General features: G+C 42.0%; 9 protein-coding genes. 7 read left to right on the forward strand and 2 right to left on the reverse strand.

What is annotated here, in order from left to right; translation table 11 throughout:
• Nucleotides 1–63: 63 nt before the first annotated feature.
• The 5 genes from malQ (at nt 64) to nrdI (ending at nt 8,679) form a co-directional block, all read left to right on the forward strand.
• Nucleotides 64–1,593: a 4-alpha-glucanotransferase gene (malQ, locus tag HMPREF2926_RS09850; RefSeq protein WP_070587698.1), complete on the forward strand. Its 1,530-nt coding sequence runs from the start codon at nt 64–66 to the stop codon at nt 1,591–1,593.
• A gap of 46 nt (nt 1,594–1,639) precedes the next feature.
• A complete protein-coding gene (gene glgP, locus HMPREF2926_RS09855; protein ID WP_070587700.1) occupies nt 1,640–3,898 on the forward strand; it encodes a glycogen/starch/alpha-glucan family phosphorylase in 2,259 nt (752 codons plus the stop codon).
• Nucleotides 3,899–4,490: 592 nt separating this feature from the next.
• The gene (locus HMPREF2926_RS09860) at nt 4,491–7,220 is read left to right on the forward strand and encodes a GbpC/Spa domain-containing protein (protein WP_070587702.1); all 2,730 of its coding nucleotides are present in this window, start codon (nt 4,491–4,493) and stop codon (nt 7,218–7,220) included.
• A 426-nt stretch (nt 7,221–7,646) separates the two neighbouring features.
• Nucleotides 7,647–8,162: an ABC transporter permease gene (locus HMPREF2926_RS09865; RefSeq protein ID WP_070587705.1), complete on the forward strand. Its 516-nt coding sequence runs from the start codon at nt 7,647–7,649 to the stop codon at nt 8,160–8,162.
• Nucleotides 8,163–8,223: 61 nt separating this feature from the next.
• Entirely contained in the window at nt 8,224–8,679 is a 456-nt protein-coding gene (gene nrdI / locus HMPREF2926_RS09870; RefSeq protein ID WP_070587707.1) for a class Ib ribonucleoside-diphosphate reductase assembly flavoprotein NrdI, read from the forward strand.
• 241 nt (nt 8,680–8,920) lie between these two features.
• On the opposite strand, the gene HMPREF2926_RS09875 is transcribed toward nrdI, so the two are convergent.
• Both HMPREF2926_RS09875 and argS read right to left on the reverse strand, forming a co-directional pair.
• Nucleotides 8,921–9,166 carry a hypothetical protein gene (locus tag HMPREF2926_RS09875; RefSeq protein WP_023919916.1) on the reverse strand — a complete coding sequence of 82 codons (246 nt, stop codon included), beginning with the start codon at nt 9,164–9,166 and terminating at the stop codon, nt 8,921–8,923.
• A 153-nt stretch (nt 9,167–9,319) separates the two neighbouring features.
• On the reverse strand, nt 9,320–11,008 hold the full coding sequence (argS, locus tag HMPREF2926_RS09880) for an arginine--tRNA ligase (RefSeq protein ID WP_049507196.1): 1,689 nt from the start codon (nt 11,006–11,008) through the stop codon (nt 9,320–9,322).
• Nucleotides 11,009–11,112: 104 nt separating this feature from the next.
• On the opposite strand from argS, the gene argR reads away from it, so the two are divergent.
• Together argR and mutS are read left to right on the forward strand one after the other, a co-directional pair.
• A complete protein-coding gene (gene argR / locus HMPREF2926_RS09885; protein ID WP_023919910.1) occupies nt 11,113–11,553 on the forward strand; it encodes an arginine repressor in 441 nt (146 codons plus the stop codon).
• A 109-nt stretch (nt 11,554–11,662) separates the two neighbouring features.
• A complete protein-coding gene (mutS, locus tag HMPREF2926_RS09890; protein WP_070587709.1) occupies nt 11,663–14,212 on the forward strand; it encodes a DNA mismatch repair protein MutS in 2,550 nt (849 codons plus the stop codon).
• The last annotated feature ends 154 nt before the right edge of the window (nt 14,213–14,366 follow it).

Here is a 14,366-nt window from a genome sequence, read left to right on the forward strand (position 1 = left end):
CAACGATACCCATACCGTGCACCGAATCGCAGGCTTCAAAGAAATAAAAAGAGGTGGTAACCCATGAAAAAACGTCAAAGTGGTGTTTTGATGCACATTTCTTCCCTTCCTGGACAATACGGAATCGGATCATTCGGACAATCAGCTTATGATTTTGTTGATTTCCTCGTTCGGACCAAGCAACGTTACTGGCAAATTTTGCCACTTGGTACAACTAGTTATGGAGATTCTCCATACCAATCTTTCTCAGCTTTTGCTGGGAACACTCATTTTATTGATTTCGATCTTTTGATCAAACAAGGTTTGTTGACAGAAGAAGACCTTGAAGGAGTGGACTTTGGTCAAGATCCTTCTCAGGTTGATTATGCAAAAGTTTTTGAGCAACGTCGTCCCTTGCTTGAAAAAGCAGTTGCGAATTTCTTAAAATCAAGTGATCAAAAAGAATTCCAAGCTTTTTGCGAAGCCAATGCTTCTTGGTTGGAGCTATTCGCAGAATACATGGCTATTAAAGAACACTTTGATTTAAAAGCGTGGACAGAGTGGCCGGATGCTACCATTCGTGGACGTCAACCTGAAGCCTTGGCGCACTACCGTGAAGAATTGGCGGATAAATTGACTTACCATCGTGTAACTCAATTCTTCTTCTTCCAACAATGGTTGGCCTTGAAAGCTTATGCCAACGACCACCACATTGAAATTGTGGGAGATATGCCAATCTATGTGGCAGAAGATTCAAGCGACATGTGGGCTAATCCTCATCTCTTCAAAACAGATGAAAACGGAAAAGCAACTTGCATTGCAGGATGCCCGCCAGATGAGTTCTCAGCAACTGGTCAACTTTGGGGGAACCCAATCTATGACTGGGAAGCAATGGACAAAGATGGCTACCAATGGTGGATTGAACGCTTGCGTGAAAGCTTCAAGATCTATGACATCGTTCGGATCGACCACTTCCGTGGTTTCGAATCATACTGGGAAATCCCAGCTGGTTCTGAAACTGCAGCACCTGGTAAATGGGTTAAAGGTCCTGGCTACAAACTCTTTGCAGCAGTGAAGGAAGAACTCGGTGATTTGAACATCATCGCTGAGGACCTTGGCTTCATGACAGACGAAGTCATCGAACTTCGTGAACGCACTGGCTTCCCAGGAATGAAGATTCTTCAATTTGCCTTCAATCCTGACGATGAAAGTATCGATAGCCCTCACTTGGCACCAAACAACTCTGTGATGTACACTGGAACACATGATAACAACACAGTTCTTGGATGGTACCGCAATGAAATCGACGATCCAACTCGTGAGTACCTTGCTCGTTATACCAACCGGAAAGAGTACGAATCTGTACCGCATGCTATGCTTCGCACCGTCTTTGCTTCCGTCAGCTTCATGGCGATTGCTACTATGCAAGACTTGCTTGAGTTAGATGGCTCAGCTCGGATGAACTTCCCATCTACTCTCGGTGGTAACTGGTCATGGCGAATGACAGCGGATCAATTGACTCCAGCTGTCGAGCAAGAATTGCTTGATTTCACTACGATCTATCGTCGTGAAAACAAAGACTTGAAAAAAGAAGTTACGAAAGCAGAAAAATAATCTTTCCCCCTATTAAAAAATTGTTGAAACAAAGGAGACTCCCAACATGGAATCATTACAAAAATATGTGATTGATCATCATCAAAAAACAATTGCTGAATGTTCAAATGAAGAATTGTACCTTGCTTTGCTTAATTACACCAAGCAAGCAAGTGCCCAAAAGAAATTAAATACTGGTAAGAAAAAAGTTTACTATATCTCAGCTGAGTTCTTGATCGGTAAACTCTTGTCTAATAACTTGATCAACTTGGGTCTTTACGACGATGTCAAAAAAGAATTGTCTGATGCTGGTAAAGACTTGATCGAAGTCGAAGAAGTGGAATTGGAACCATCACTTGGTAACGGTGGTTTGGGACGTTTGGCAGCCTGCTTTATCGACTCTATCTCAAGCCTTGGTTTGACAGGGGATGGGGTTGGTTTGAACTACCACTTTGGTTTGTTCCAACAAGTATTTAGAAACAACCAACAAGAAACGATTCCAAACGCATGGTTGACTGACCAAAGCTGGCTCGTTCGTTCAAGTCGTAGCTACAAAGTGCCATTTGCACATTTCACATTGACTTCTACCCTTTATGATATCGATGTCCCTGGTTATAAGATTGATACGAAGAACCGTTTGCGTTTGTTCGACTTGGATTCAGTTGATTCATCTATTATTGAAGATGGTATTAACTTTGACAAGACAGATATCGCTCGCAACCTGACCCTCTTCTTGTACCCAGATGATAGTAACCGTCAAGGGGAATTGCTCCGTATCTTCCAACAATACTTCATGGTATCAAACGGTGCTCAATTGATCATCGACGAAGCCATCGAAAAAGGAAGCAACTTGCATGACCTTGCTGATTATGCTGTTGTACAAATCAACGATACTCACCCATCAATGGTCATCCCTGAATTGATCCGTCTTTTGACAGAACGTGGTATTGGAATGGATGAAGCCATCTCTATCGTTCGTAGCATGACGGCTTACACTAACCACACAATCCTTGCGGAAGCCCTTGAAAAATGGCCACTTGAATTCTTGCAAGAAGTGGTTCCTCACTTGGTTCCAATCATTGAAGAATTGGACCGCCGTGTTCGCGCTGAATACAAAGATCCAGCTGTTCAAATCATCGATGAGAATGATCGCGTACACATGGCACACATGGATATCCACTATGGATTTAGCGTAAACGGGGTTGCTGCACTTCACACAGAAATCTTGAAGAATTCTGAGTTGAAAGCTTTCTACGACATTTACCCTGAAAAATTCAACAACAAAACAAACGGTATCACATTCCGTCGTTGGCTCATGCATGCTAACCCAACCTTGTCACACTACTTGGATGATATCCTCGGACGTGACTGGCACCATGACGCATCTAAATTGGAAGACCTTCTTTCTTATGAAGATAAAGATGCCGTCAAAGCAAAATTGGAAAACATCAAGTCTCACAACAAACGCAAATTGGCTCGTTTCTTGAAAGACCATCAAGGTGTGGAAATCAATCCAAATTCTATCTTTGACACCCAAATCAAACGTCTTCACGAATACAAACGTCAACAAATGAACGCTTTGTATGTGATCCACAAATACTTGGACATTAAAGCTGGAAATATCCCTGCTCGTCCAATCACTGTTCTATTTGGTGGTAAAGCAGCTCCTGCTTACACCATTGCACAAGATATCATCCACTTGATCCTTTGCTTGTCTGAAGTGATTGCAAACGATCCAGCAGTAGCTCCACACTTGCAAGTTGTTATGGTAGAAAACTACAACGTAACTGCTGCAAGCTACTTGATCCCAGCTAGCGATATTTCTGAGCAAATCTCTCTTGCTTCTAAGGAAGCTTCAGGTACTGGTAACATGAAATTCATGTTGAATGGTGCATTGACACTTGGTACGATGGATGGAGCCAACGTGGAAATCGCTGAATTGGTTGGACGTGACAACATCTACATCTTCGGTGAAGATTCAGAAACGGTTATCGATCTTTACGCTAAATCAGCATACAAATCAGCAGACTTCTATGAACGTGAAGCTATCAAACCATTGGTAGACTTCATTGTCAGCGATGCAGTTCTTGCAGTAGGTAACAAGGAACGCTTGACTCGCCTTCATAATGAATTGATCAACAAAGACTGGTTCATGACTCTTCTTGACTTGGAAGACTACATTGTAACCAAAGAACGTATGTTGGCTGACTACGAAGACCGTGATGCATGGTTGGATCAAGTCATCGTTAACATTGCTAAAGCAGGATTCTTCTCATCTGACCGTACGATCGCTCAGTACAACGAAGATATCTGGCACTTAAACTAATCACTAGTTATTAGACCAAGGTTCTTAGGACCTTGGTCTTTTTTTGTAGCTTTGAGAGAGGCCACTGGTGAACTTTAAGAGATGTACAATGGGAGGAAGATAGAGATACGACATTTTTTTCAAATAAACTGAGAAGCTCCTCATAATTGAGAATGGTTTTCTTGTTTGAAGGAAAAAGATAAAAAATGAAACCTAATGGCTATCAAATGGGAATTTTAATGATGTCTTTTTTTTGAATCTGCAAAATACATAAGGGAAAAAGTTACATAATTTAAATTTCTAGAGTCTGTTCCTTACCGATGGATTATAAATATTTATTGTACCTATCTTTGTTTAGTGGTGAAAGTTTTAAAAATAAAAAACAGAGGAAATGCCTTGAGAATCCATTATTTTTTCAATACATAGTGCATTTATTTTCAACGAAAAAATTGGAAATGTTAGCAAATAAAAGTGCTATATATTGAGAGTAAAATAAAAAATTATATTAACACATCTTTTAAAATAGTTGATTGTGATACAATGTAATTAACTGGTAGTAGCATTTTTTTGTACCTACCGTGAGATTTTTTGACTAAAAAGGAGAATATTGGAAATGAAAAGCTATCGTGAACAGTGTTCGAAGCAGGAAAAATTTTCAATTCGTAAGTTATCAGTCGGTGTTGTTTCATTGGCCGTCGCTGGATTGGCTACTGTAAACACTTACGGAGCAGAAGTAAAAGCTGACGAGGAGACGGGACCTGCAACTGAAGCGACTACTACGGATACAGCAACAAGCGATGCAGCTGTTGCAACAAGTTCTAAGTTGACATCTACAACTGTGACAGAAGGAAATAAAACAGTTACGACTACTTATGTAGAATCACCAGAACTTGAAAAATCAAAAGCTGATGCAGCTACAGAAGGTGTGACAGTTACAGAAGAAGCTGAAAAAGTTCAACCATCTATCGCAGCAGCAGAAGCAGATAATAAAGCCCAAACAGCTGAAATCAACACAGTCGTTGAAAACTACAAAAAGGCAAAAGCTGAGTATGAAACAAAATCTCAAGAAATCACATTGATTGAAAAGAGAAATGCGGAAGCAGAAGCAGATTATCAAAAGAAATTAGCAGAGTACAATCAGCAAAAGGCAGCTTATGATGCCAAAGTAGCAGAAAAAGCAGCAGCAGATAAGGCCAATGCAGAAGCAAAAGCCAAGTATGATGCGGAAATGGTTCTTTATAATGCGGCTAAAGCGCAATACGATAAAGATTTACAAGAATATCAAGCTAAGAAAGCGCAATACGACAAAGATAAAGCAGCCTATGATCAACTTGTTGCTATTAAAGCAGAAGAAGATGCTGCTAAAGCTAAGTATGAAGTGGAGCTTGCTAAATACAATGTAGACCTAGAACAATACGGCAAAGATTTTGCTACATACCAAACAAAACTTGCTGAATATCAAACAGCTTTGGCACAGTACAAAGATGCTAAAAAAGCCTATGATAAGTACATGAATGACAATGGTTTCCAAGATCTTAAAAATGTAGAAACTGTTCAAGATTTGACCTTCCAACGTGAAGGTGGGGCTATTCACACCATTGATGGCATCAACACATATCTTACTCGTGATGCTCAAGCTCGTTTAAATACAAGCAATGTGCATCAGTATGATTCCAATAAATTGGAAGCTTCAGATATTGTAGCAACTAGTCCTTGGGCCAATAATGAAACTGAGTACATTCAAGTGAAAGAAGGCGATAAATTTGTCGTTACTTATGATAACTTGAATCAGTCTAGCATGCGTGAAAATACGGATATGCATCCAATCAAACGCGTGATTTATCGCTATGAGATTTTGAGTCTTCCATCAAATGATAGTAAAGGGATTGCAGCAGTCAGTGTGGACCCAACTGTTACTATGACAGTCGGAGCTTCAACAGATAAAGACAAACCTGTTAAAGTTGCTGTCGATGTTGAATTCTATGATGGTGATGGCAATAAGTTTGATTTGACACAGCATAATGCGATTGTCGCTTTGAACTCCCTCAACCACTGGACAGGTGCATCCTATGTAGATAGCGGAGATAAACCTCGTGCCCTTACAGTAGAAGCCAAAGATAAAGATGGCAACACTGTTCGTGGAACTTGGGATCCATATGCAGATGGTTCATCCATGAGCATTGAAAACAATGCGGTTGTTGTTAAAAATGGAACTGCTGACTTTGGTACTGCTGATGTGACGATCTCTGCTGAAAACCCAATCAAGATTGTGGCACAAAAAGCAACGTGGAATGGAAGTGAATTTACAGTTAGTGAAGAAACTGTAATTGACGCAACTTCAGTCAATGCTTCAGGTGCTGGGAATGGTCACTCTATCGGAACAGATGAATTCACATTTGATGGTAAAGATGATGTTATCGGTTCTTATACGATTGATCCAACTTCAGGACGGATCATCTTCACGCCTAAGAAGAAGTTTGAAAATATAGAGCACCAAGAGTCTGTAAATGTTGGTAACAATAAATACATTCCAATTCCAAATTCAAGTGTTTCTTACGATTCTGCTACAAAAGAGGTAACATCATTTAAAGATAACCAATACATTGAACATGGCTCTATCTTTAATGGTGAATCTTCAACGACTCTTGAAGGTTGGGACAATCCATCTTCTCCATACTTCTATTATGGTGGGGCAGGATTGAAGATGTCTGATGGTCACTTAGTCTTTACGGCTAATGGTGCCAATGCTGCTGGTCAACCAACAGTATATTGGTTCGCGATTAACTCAAATGTTGGTATTCCAAAAAATCCAGGTGAAGCACCAACAGAGCCAACAGCTCCTGAAGAACCAAAGGCTCCAACTCCACCAACGATCACAGTTGAAGTACTACCTGCAGAGCCAACAGCTTCAACTCCGCCAACAGAGCCAACAGCTCCAACAGAGCCAAACTATACAGTAGTGACAGTTGATGCTGAGGAGCCAACAGCTCCAACCCCACCGACTCCAGAAGTCGTTCCAAATACGAATCCGGTGAAACCGGAAGCTGAAGTGAAATGGCATAAGAATAAAGTGGTAACGGAAACAGATATTCCAACCCCACCAACACCAGTTCCACCAACTCCACCAACTCTATATAACCCACCAACACCAATTGTTCCACCGACTCCAGAGGTTCCAACAGAACCAACTCCTGAAGTTCCGGACCAGCCTGTACAACCTGCGCAACCACAAACACCTGCGCTTCCAAATACAGGTACAGAAAGCTCAACTGCAGCTGTTCTTGCAGTTGCGATGGCTGGATTGCTTGGATTGGGTCTTGCACGCAAGAAAAAAGAAGATTAATTCTTGTTTCTTTCGTTCATTCATCTAAATAAAGAAAGTCAGAAGGCAAGTCCTTCTGGCTTTTTTGATGGAGTGATGACCAAATAGTTGAGAAATAGAACAGAATAGTTTTTGGATAAGGAGAGGAAATGGCTTTTATAGACCAAATCGTGTCGAAATGAAGCAGAATAGAAATGGATGACACAAGAAGAAGAGAATGAGGTATACTGGTGGTGTTCGAATGAAAGTTTATAGGACTCCGTTATATCTCTAATCATTCCAATTATACAGTTGCGATGGCTTTTCATCTTTTGCACACATTACTTTTCCAAATGAATTTCATTTGAACGTATCAGTGATCAGGCAAGTGCTTCCACGGTTTTGAGGCGCTTGCCTTTCTATCTGTATCGCGATATAATAGGGTGTAAGAAATGAAAAGGAGTTTGTATGAAAAAGAAACCTATCTATCTTTACATCCTGTTATTTTTCTCTACGGTTGGAACCCTAACTTCAGCTGTTTCAACCTTTGGAGCTTCAAAGAGTTTTGAGTTGACAGATGATTTTGCGAAACAACTTGGTTTAACAACGGCTCAAGACAAGGCTGACTATGTGACATATTATGAGAAATCAGCCCAACTCAATCAGTCTCCATTAACCTTTTTATTTGTTTCCCTGATTCTGATTGCTTTGCTTGCAACTTTCTATTTCCTCTTTATGAAGCAGGATCTGTTAACAGCACATTATACTTATATGGGGCAGATTTTATTAAGTCAAGCCTTCTCTTGCTATAATTATTTTGCAGGGCGTCCACTGTTAGCTAGTTTTTCAACTCCGTCCCTTCGCCAACGATATCTGGCATCTTCGTCCATTGCTTTGTTACTCTTGACTGCTTTATCTCTTCTCTTCCTTGGAATTGTTTTGTATAAAACCTTGCGTTTGAGAAAAGCTCAAGCTACGGCGTAATAGATAAGTTTAAAGGGAGCTCTCTTAGAGGATAAGAGAGCTTCTTGATTGGAGAAAAAAGATGAAAGTATCCTTTGTTTATATTAGTCTGAGTGGAAATACAGAGAGTTTTGTCCGTCGCTTAAGTGACTATTTGCTGGAAGTCCATCCCGGACTTGAAATCGAGAAAGTTCATGTGAAAGACCTGGTCAAAGAGGGCCAGCCCTTCTTTGAAATGACCAATCCTTTTATCACTTTTTTGCCTACCTATTTGGAGGGTGGAAATGGTGTTGACAATGGCGATGTGGAAATTTTGACGACAGATGTCGCGGATTTTATTGCTTATGGAGACAATGCCAGCAAGTGCTTAGGAGTGGTTGGATCAGGCAATCGGAATTTTAACAATCAATATTGTTTAACCGCTAAGCAATACAGCCAACGCTTTGGTTTCCCCATGTTAGCCGATTTTGAAATGCGGGGGATGTTGGGAGATATTAAAAAAGTAGCTGCCATTGTAGAAGAGTTGTATCATCTTTAAAATAAAGAGAGTGGGACAGAAATCGGTAATTCGTTAGAATTCGATTTCGTCGTCCCACCTCCGCACAGTTGAGTAGGGCTGTAAAAGCTGATGAAATCAGCATAGTAGAGCCCACTCAACCACTGCGTCTTGCTCAACAATCCAAAAATAATTGAGAGGCTAGGACTTTTGTCCCCAGCCTCTTATTTGTTGCGACTGAATAGAAGAGGAGTCACATTTTATATGACTCCTCTTCTATGGCTTATTTTAATTTTTCAGTGATTTCTTTAGCAAGTAGGAGTCCCAATCGATAGTCCTTGTTGATTGCATGGATGACATCGTTGATATTGTCGGTCTCTTGGATTTTTTCCTTGATGCTATCTTTAAAAGCTTGATCTTTCAAGAGTTGCTCTTGTAAGAGCCGTTGTAGTTTTTCTCTTTCGTACTTGTTAAATAAAAAGAGGACCACTAAACTGATGAGGATTAAGATGTAAACGGTTTGATTCATAGATTTCTCCTGTATATAAAGGATCTGAAAATGTAGAGAATGAAGGGCATTGGGCATGAGAAAAGGAGTGAGAAAGAACTAAATTGAATCGCATTTAGTTTCTCCTCTCACTCCCATAAGAGATGTTCTACTTATCAATCATTAGATAAGAAATTACATTTTCTCAGGTGCATCGACACCAAGTAAGCGAAGGGCTTCTTTTAAGACTACTGCTGTTGAGTAGCTAAGAGCAAGACGGCTTTCGCGTTCTGGGCTTTCATCCAAGATACGAGTGTGTGCATAGTATTTGTTGAAGGCTTGAGCCAAGTTGATAGCATATTTTGCGATCAAGGATGGATCATAGTTTTCAGCAGCACGTTTGACAACACGAGAGAAGTCTTGGAGAAGCTTGATGATTTCCCAGCTTTCAGGATCGCTCAAGCTGTATGTCGCATCTGTAGATGGTGTAAAGTTTGCTTTGCGAAGGATTGATTGGATACGAGCGTAAGCGTATTGAACGTAAGGTCCAGTTTCTCCTTCGAAGGATACCATGGCTTCGAGGTCGAAGTCATACCCGTTGCGGCGGTCCGTCTTCAAGTCGTAGAATTTAACCGCACCAACACCGACTGCATGTGCTACTTCTTCCTTATTTTCAAGTTCAGGATTCTTTTCTTCGATCTGAGCTTTGGCACGAGAGATGGCTTCTTGAAGAGTTGGTTCGAGAAGGATGATATTTCCTTTACGAGTTGACAATTTTTGGCGGTTTTTCGTCACCAAACCAAAGTCAACGTGAACCATATCGTCGCTCCAGTCAAATCCCATTTTCTTCAAAACAGCTTTCAACTGACGGAAGTGGTTGGATTGTTCTTGACCTACAGCATAGATGTTTTTCACAAAGTTGTAAGTCCGTGCACGGTAGATAGCGGTTGCGATATCACGAGTGATATAAAGGGTTGCACCGTCTGATTTTTTGATCATAGCTGGTGGAAGGTTGACATCATCCAACTCAACGATGCTAGCCCCTTTAGATTCTTTCAACAAGCCTTTGTCTTCAAGGATTTGAACCCCTTCATCCATCTTGTCGTTGTAGAAAGCTTCCCCGTTTAAGCTATCAAACTCAACACCGAGGAGTTTGTAGATACGGTTGAATTCCACCAAGCTTTCGTCACGGAACCATTGCCACAATTCAGTTGCTTCTGGATCCCCATCTTCCAATTTTTTGAACCATTTACGTCCTTCTTCATCAAGCTCAGGATCGTTTTCGATTTCAGCGTTGATTCGAACGTAAAGTTTTAGCAATTCATCGATTGGGTTGGCTTCGACAGCTTCCTTGCTACCCCATTTTTTGTAGGCCACCATCAGGAGACCGAACTGTTTACCCCAGTCTCCCAAGTGGTTGATTTTAATCGTGTTGTAGCCCATTTTGCGGAAGATGTTCGAAAGAGCATCCCCGATAACGGTTGAGCGCAAGTGACCAACTGAGAATGGTTTTGCGATATTTGGACTTGAAAGGTCGATGGTAATGTTTTGGCCATGACCTTCGTCTTGTTGACCGTAGTCTGCCCCTGCTTCGATGACGGATTTGATTACCTGATCAGAGATCTTAGATTTGTCTAAGAAGAAGTTCACGTAAGGTCCAGTTGCAACGACTTTTTCGAAGGCACTTTGGTCGATCTTTTCAGCAATATCTGCAGCGATTGCTTGAGGAGCCTTGCGTTCCACTTTTGCAAGTGAGAAGGCTGGAAAAGCAATGTCACCAAGATCAGATGATTTTGGTTGTTCAAGCAAGTTTAAAATAGCATCTTGGTCAAGAGAGTCAATCACTTTGGCCAATTCACTAGCAATGAGTTCTTTATTGTTCATATTAGCTCCTTAGTCCTTTTAACTATTATTTTAACACAATTCTGAGCGAATTTTCAATTTTTTTGGTATAATTTAAAGTATATTTATTCAAAAGTGGAGGTCCAATGAAAAAGACAGAACGTCACCTTTTGATTCAACAAATGATTCGAAATGAAAAATTGTCGACTCAAAAAGAGATTCAGGATCGATTAGAAGCAAAAGGAATTGCTGTAACGCAAACAACTCTGTCACGAGATTTGCGCGATCTGGGTCTAGTCAAGGTGAAACGAAAAGACCAGTTGTATTATATTTTGCCCAATGAGCCTGAGGTGGCAGAGATTTATATTATGTTGTCCAGCCATGCCAAGTCTGTCTCACGAGCAGAATTCACTTTGGTTTTGCGGACAGAGCTGGGAGAAGCAGCTCTCTTGGCCAATGGTGTAGATGAGATGTCAGATGAGCGTATTTTGGGAACAGTAGCAGGGGCCAATACCCTCTTGATTGTCTGCCGTGACCAAGAGGCAGCCATTGAAATTCAAAATGAAATTTTAGGGATGATGCAGTAATCAAGCCCTGTTAAGATGTCAAAAGGAGGAAGATAGTGGGCTATCTACTCCTGTTTTCATCTATGGAGCTTGTGTCAGAAAATGATGCAACAGTAAGGAATAAAGAAGTATGGCAGTAGAGAAAATATCCCCTGGAATGCAGCAGTATCTAGATATCAAAAAAGACTATCCGGATGCCTTTTTGCTGTTTCGAATGGGAGATTTTTACGAATTATTTTATGAAGATGCAGTGAATGCGGCTCAAATTTTAGAGATTTCCTTAACCTCACGGAATAAAAATGCAGAGAATCCGATCCCTATGGCGGGTGTTCCCTACCACTCGGCTCAGCAGTATATTGATGTTCTCATTGAACAGGGGTATAAGGTCGCGATTGCAGAACAAATGGAAGACCCCAAAGAAGCCAAGGGGGTCGTTAAGCGGGAAGTTGTACAGGTGATTACACCGGGTACAGTGGTGGATTCGACCAAGCCAGATAGTGAGAATAACTTCCTAGTCGCTTTGGATCGTTCAGGAAATGAGTATGGGCTAGCCTATATGGATCTGGTGACAGGGGAGTTTCAGGTGACGACCCTCAATGACTTTAGCATGGTTTGTGGAGAAATCCGCAATTTACGTGCGCGTGAGGTGGTCCTGGGTTATGAGTTGCCAGAACAGGAAGAGCGTGTGTTTGTTAGCCAGATGAATCTCTTGTTGTCACATGTAGAGACGGCGCTCGACGATGTTCAACTCTTAGGGGATCAGTTGAGTGAGCTAGAAAAGAAAACGGCTGGAAAACTTCTCCAGTATGTCCACCAGACACAAATGCGGGAATTAAGCCACCTCAAAAAAGCCCATCATTATGAGATTTGCGATTTCTTGCAGATGGACTTTGCGACCAAGGCTAGTCTGGATTTGACAGAGAATGCACGGACTGGGAAGAAACATGGTAGCTTGTATTGGTATTTGAATGAAACCAAGACGGCCATGGGTGGTCGTTTGTTGCGGTCCTGGATTCAGAAACCCTTGGTCGATTTGAAACGGATTCGAGAGCGCCAGGACATCATTCAGGTCTTTATGGATCATTTCTTTGAACGGAGCGATTTGACCGACAGCCTCAAAGGAGTCTATGACATTGAACGCTTAGCGAGTCGGGTTTCCTTTGGCAAGATCAATCCTAAGGATCTCTTGCAACTAGGAGATACTCTGGGGCATGTGCCGACGATTAAGTCGATTCTACTGGGGATTGGCGATCCAGTCTTAGATGTCTTGATTGCACGCTTGGATGAACTTCCTGAGTTGCATCGCTTGATTACCTCAGCTATTGCTCCGGAAGCATCTGCTGTTATTACAGAGGGAAATATCATCCGAACTGGGTTTGACGAGCAATTGGACCAGTACCGTGTCGTTCTTCGGGATGGTACTGGTTGGATTGCTGAGATTGAGGCCAAGGAGCGCGAAGCCAGCGGCATTACAGGTCTCAAAATCGATTACAACAAGAAGGATGGCTACTATTTCCATGTCACCAATTCTCAATTGAGTCACGTTCCTGCTCACTTTTTCCGCAAGGCGACCTTAAAAAATTCAGAACGCTTTGGTACGGAGGAATTGGCACGCATCGAAGGAGATATGCTAGAGGCGCGTGAGAAGTCTGCTAATCTGGAATATACGATTTTTATGCGGATTCGGGAAGAAGTTGGCAAGTATATCCAACGTCTGCAACAGTTAGCTCAGGCGATTGCGACGGTTGATGTTTTACAAAGTTTAGCCAGTGTCGCTGAGTCGCAACAGTTGAATCGTCCCTTCTTTCATGAAGAACGACGAATCGCGATCGACAAAGGGCGCCATCCAGTAGTTGAGAAAGTGATGGGAGCCCAGTCCTATATTCCAAATAGCATCTTTATGGGTGAAGAACGGGATATTCAGCTGATTACGGGGCCAAATATGAGCGGGAAGTCTACCTATATGCGCCAATTAGCGATCATTGTGATTCTTGCCCAAATTGGCTCTTATGTTCCAGCGCAAAGGGCCGAGTTGCCAATCTTTGATGCCATTTATACCCGGATCGGAGCTGCTGATGACCTGGTATCGGGACAGTCTACCTTCATGGTGGAAATGATGGAAGCCAATCACGCCATTCGCAAGGCAACGCCTCAGTCTTTGATTTTATTTGATGAGTTGGGACGGGGAACTGCGACCTATGATGGGATGGCCCTCGCCCAATCCATCATCGAATACATTCACGATCGAACCGGTGCCAAAACCTTGTTTGCGACCCATTACCATGAGTTGACGGCTCTCTCAGAGACCTTGTCCCGTTTGGAAAATGTCCATGTTGCGACCTTGGAGCGAGATGGTCAGGTTACCTTCTTGCACAAGATTGAACCCGGTCCTGCAGATAAATCCTATGGGATTCACGTGGCCAAGATCGCTGGTTTGCCAGAAGAGTTGCTGGAGCGGGCGGATGAGATTTTGACCAAGCTTGAAGGACAAGCCCAGCAAGTACCGCTTGCGGATACAACTCCTAAAAAGGAAGTGTCTTCGCAGGTTGCTGAACAAATGTCCCTCTTTGAGGAGGAGGCAGAAAATACGGTGATCACAGAATTGAAGAATCTGGATCTCTACAACATGACTCCCATGGAAGTCATGATGGCAGTCGCCGAATTGAAAAAGAAATTGTAAAAAAGGGAGTGAGAAAGAACTCCAATATAAAAAAGGTTGAAAAGGTTCCCCAAACCTTTTCAATCTTCCCACCCCCGCATAGCTCCAACAGTCTGGGAGACTGTTGGAGGTTGCAGATAAAGGAAACATTGTTTCCGTCCACATAGGTCATCTT

Source organism: Streptococcus sp. HMSC078D09, from assembly GCF_001813675.1.
Taxonomy (GTDB): Bacteria; Bacillota; Bacilli; order Lactobacillales; family Streptococcaceae; genus Streptococcus.

Excerpts from the sequence above, each read along its gene's own strand:
- glgP (WP_070587700.1), top strand. The coding sequence starts at position 1,640 with ATGGAATCATTACAAAAATATGTGATTGATCATCATCAAAAAACAATT.
- HMPREF2926_RS09865 (WP_070587705.1), top strand. The coding sequence starts at position 7,647 with ATGAAAAAGAAACCTATCTATCTTTACATCCTGTTATTTTTCTCTACG.
- HMPREF2926_RS09860 (WP_070587702.1), top strand. The coding sequence starts at position 4,491 with ATGAAAAGCTATCGTGAACAGTGTTCGAAGCAGGAAAAATTTTCAATT.
- mutS (WP_070587709.1), top strand. The coding sequence starts at position 11,663 with ATGGCAGTAGAGAAAATATCCCCTGGAATGCAGCAGTATCTAGATATC.
- argR (WP_023919910.1), top strand. The coding sequence starts at position 11,113 with ATGAAAAAGACAGAACGTCACCTTTTGATTCAACAAATGATTCGAAAT.
- argS (WP_049507196.1), bottom strand. The coding sequence starts at position 11,008 with ATGAACAATAAAGAACTCATTGCTAGTGAATTGGCCAAAGTGATTGAC.
- nrdI (WP_070587707.1), top strand. The coding sequence starts at position 8,224 with ATGAAAGTATCCTTTGTTTATATTAGTCTGAGTGGAAATACAGAGAGT.
- HMPREF2926_RS09875 (WP_023919916.1), bottom strand. The coding sequence starts at position 9,166 with ATGAATCAAACCGTTTACATCTTAATCCTCATCAGTTTAGTGGTCCTC.
- malQ (WP_070587698.1), top strand. The coding sequence starts at position 64 with ATGAAAAAACGTCAAAGTGGTGTTTTGATGCACATTTCTTCCCTTCCT.